Genomic DNA, 2653 nt, shown 5'->3' with positions numbered 1-2653 from the left:
CTACTCCCCCTGCCCCATGTCCTAGTCCCCTGACGAGAAGATCTATGGTGCGGCGCATGTAGGCTTCTACCGGCTCGGTTGTTGGTTTGAAAATCAGCGCGTAATATAGCGAACCACTCACCAGGTCGATAATTAAGTCTATGTCGGCATTCTCTTTGATTTCCCCTCTAGATTGGGCACGCTCAAGGACTTTGGCAAAGGCTTCGCGTCGGAGTTTGATATATTTCGTCCAGTAAACTTGGGCAAATTGAGGATTGCTGGATGCTGTGCTGATTATTAAGGCCAGTGTTTGACGCCCAAGGGGACTATCTATTTTTTTCGCTGCATTCTTGATGACAATATCCATGTCTCCCCAAAAGCTGCCGGTATCGGGGATCGCTAAATCATCTCTCAAACTTTCTATGGCGTCGGCAACAAGTTCTTCTTTACAAGAGTAACGCCGATAGATGGTAGTTTTACCAACTCCAGCACGATTGGCGATCGCTTCTATACTCATGCTTTCATATCCTACCTCTGCAAGCAAATCTAGCGTCGCTTGCAAAATAGCTTGGTCTGCGTGAATACTACGTGGGCGTCCAGAAGAGGTGTTAATTTGGTTACTCATAAAATAGTCATTAGTCATTAGTCATTGGGCATTGGGCATTGGGCATTGGGCATTGGGCAGAGGGGCGGAGGGTAAAAACTCATCTCCCCATACTTCGGCTCCGCTCAGTACAAGTCTCCCCATCTCCCTTGACCGTTTTAATATGATACGCTACCGTAGCGTATATATAATATTTAATTTTTACTTTGGGGATCGTTCTGACGATGGCTACCAACATTAAACGTTCTACTGTTGACGAATTTGGTTATGTCCGGGGGCCTTTAAAGTGGGCGATCGCTTTTACGGCTGCCCTTGGTGCCATCTTAGAAGTGATTGACACCAGTATTGTCAACGTTGCTTTAACTGACATCCAAGCGAGTCTTGGTGCAACTATCACTGAAGTCGGTTGGGTGGTGACTGGATATGCGATCGCCAACGTTGTTTTAATTCCTTTATCTGCGTGGCTGGGGGATTATTTTGGACGTAAAACCTACTTCATCTTTTCCTTGATTGGCTTTACCATTGCCTCGGTTTTATGCGGGTTGGCATTTAATTTACCAATGCTGGTCATTTCTCGAATTCTTCAAGGTTTATGTGGTGGTGGGTTGCTAGCCAAAGCACAAGCAATTTTGTTTGAGACTTTTCCACCTGCGGAACAAGGTTTAGCCCAGGCAGTTTTTGGAGTGGGTGTCATTGCTGGGCCAGCCATCGGCCCTACCTTGGGCGGATTCTTGGTAGATGGTTTGGGGTGGCGGTGGATTTTCTTTGTTAATATTCCCTTTGGGATCGTTGCAGTGGCAATGTCCTTAGTATTTTTGCCCAAAGACAAAGACAACAGCCAAGCACAAAGTCAAGCGGTGGATTGGTTTGGCATTGGCTTTTTGGTGATTGCGATCGGAAGTATACAAACTTTGTTAGAGGAAGGAGAGAAAGAAGACTGGTTTTCCTCTGGTTTCATTACTACATTAGCTGTGGCTAGCGCCATTGGATTAGGATTGTTTATCTGGCAGGAATTGAGAATAGCTCATCCAGCCGTAGATTTGAGAGTTTTGCGTCACCGTTCTTTAGCGGCTGGCAGTTTTTTATCAGCAATAGTGGGGATGGGGCTTTATGGCGCTTTGTTTGCAGTACCGATATTTGCTCAGAGTGTGCTGCACTTCACGGCGACGCAGACAGGACTATTGTTAGCGCCTGGTGCTTTGGCTTCTGCGATCGTTATGGTTTTGTTAGGTAAGTTATCTACCAAAATCGATGCCAGAATTTTAATTTCCATAGGTGCTGTTGGAACATCTGGAGTTATGTTTCAATTGGCAGCAATTACCCCACAAAGTGGCACAGATGATTTATTTTGGCCATTGGTATGGCGTGGGGCTTTTACTGTATTGATGTTTCTCCCCTTGAGTTTGGCAACTTTAGGAGGGTTACCCAAACAAGATATTTCTGCCGGTTCTGGATTCTATAACCTCACCCGACAACTAGGTGGTAGCATCGGCATTGCCCTACTTACAACTCTCCTTGACCGACGACAAGCTTTTCATCGAGCCATTTTATTGGCAAAACTCACTCCCTATGACCCCGAAACCAATCAGCGCTTGGATGCACTCAACGGCGCACTCCAAAGTCAAGGTATGGATGCCACAACAGCGCAACAACAAGCACTAGCTTTATTGAGTCAAACAGTAGATACCCAAGCTGCTGTTTTGTCCTATGCAGATTGCTTTCGAGTAGTAGGTATTTCCTTTCTTTGCTCATTACCTTTATTACTATTCCTGGGTAAAGGCGGTGCAGGAACAAAAGCGCCGATGGCTCATTAGTGCTAACAGGTGAATTTGTAAACAAAATGTAAAAACCCCACTCAGTTTTGAGCAGGGTTATGTAAAGTTTTGTTGCTAAAATTAAAATTTTTTTATCTTAGAAAGCATTCATGATAGTGATGATACTAACACTGGTTAGCGCGATTAAAGCGCCCATAACTATAGATTCACTTAATGGATTGCGGATTTTTGAATTCTTCATTTAAGTAAAATCCTTGTTTGTTAATTGTTCCTTAACCCTGTCTCTTTACACATC

The 2653-nt window shown here is 44.5% G+C and carries 2 protein-coding genes; one reads left to right on the top strand and one right to left on the bottom strand.

Annotated elements, in window-relative coordinates; all coding sequences use genetic code 11:
• Positions 1-604: TetR/AcrR family transcriptional regulator (locus tag GNE10_RS33655; RefSeq protein WP_185570377.1), on the bottom strand; the 604-nt coding region annotated here is incomplete at its 3' end.
• A gap of 203 nt (positions 605-807) precedes the next feature.
• On the opposite strand from GNE10_RS33655, the gene GNE10_RS33650 reads away from it, so the two are divergent.
• Positions 808-2397 carry a DHA2 family efflux MFS transporter permease subunit gene (locus GNE10_RS33650; RefSeq protein ID WP_185570376.1) on the top strand — a complete coding sequence of 530 codons (1590 nt, stop codon included), beginning with the start codon at positions 808-810 and terminating at the stop codon, positions 2395-2397.
• The last annotated feature ends 256 nt before the right edge of the window (positions 2398-2653 follow it).

The sequence above is a fragment of the Nostoc sp. 2RC genome, assembly GCF_014222165.1.
Lineage (GTDB): Bacteria > Cyanobacteriota > Cyanobacteriia > Cyanobacteriales > Nostocaceae > Nostoc > Nostoc linckia.
The sequence above is the reverse complement of the archived record's forward strand: the minus strand, read 5'-3'. Positions and strand labels throughout refer to the sequence as shown.